Annotated in this window: 1 protein-coding gene; it reads left to right on the top strand. The window is 74.5% G+C overall.

All coding sequences use genetic code 11. From position 1 onward, the window contains the following. A partial coding sequence (locus tag FV228_RS30970) for a divergent polysaccharide deacetylase family protein (protein ID WP_147857889.1) occupies positions 1–929 on the top strand: 929 nt, incomplete at both ends.

A 929-nucleotide genomic window follows, 5' to 3' on the forward strand; every position in this document is an offset into this window, starting at 1 on the left:
GCGCCATGCTGGCATCCTGCGGGCTCGTGCTCGCCCTCGGGGATTCCCGAGGCGGCGAACCGCGCGTCGAGGTCGCGATCACGGTGCGCGAGCCGGTCTCCCGGCCTCTGGCCGCCCCGGTCGCGACCGCCCCGGAACCGCAGGGCGTGGTAGTGGTCAACGTGGGCGGCGCACAGCAGCGCACCGCCGAGGAGATCGAGACCGCGTCGGGCGTCACGGTGGTGCGACCGCCGGGGTCCAGCCCGAGCGAGGCCGTGGTGATCCGCGTGCCGCCGCCGAGCGCGCCCCGGCTCGCCCCGGCGCCGGATGCACGCATCAGTGAGCAGGGCCGCCACGGCACGATGCCGAAGGTCGGCGAAGGCCGGATTCGCGCCCTCGACGTCTATGCCCGGATCGAGGAGCCCGGCACCGGGCCCCGCATCGCGATCCTGATCACGGGCCTCGGCGTCGGACAGGCGGCGACCGCGGGCGCCACCGTGCGCCTGCCGCCCGCCGTGAGCCTCGCGTTCCTGCCCTATGGCGGAGAGGCGGAGCGCGCCGCCGCCCGGGCGCGGGATGCCGGCCACGAGGTCTTCCTCCAATTGCCCATGGAGCCGTTCGACTATCCCGACAGCGATCCCGGGCCCCAGACGCTGCTCACCGCCCTCAAGGGCGTCGAGAACGCCGACCGCCTCGCCTGGTCGCTGGCCCGCTTCCCCGGCTATGTCGGCGTGGCGAACTACATGGGCACGAAGATGATGGCCGACCCGGCCTTCGATCCGATCCTGCGCGAGATCGGTGCCCGCGGCCTCGGCTTCCTCGACGACGGGACCGGGCCGAAGCCGACCTTCGCCAACAAGAGCCGCACCCCGGTCGCCCGGGCGGAGATCGTCCTCGACGCTGTGCCGCGGGCCGACGCCATCGATGCGGCGCTCGGCCAGGCCGAGGCG

Source organism: Methylobacterium sp. WL18, assembly GCF_008040015.1.
Taxonomy (GTDB): Bacteria; Pseudomonadota; Alphaproteobacteria; order Rhizobiales; family Beijerinckiaceae; genus Methylobacterium; species Methylobacterium mesophilicum.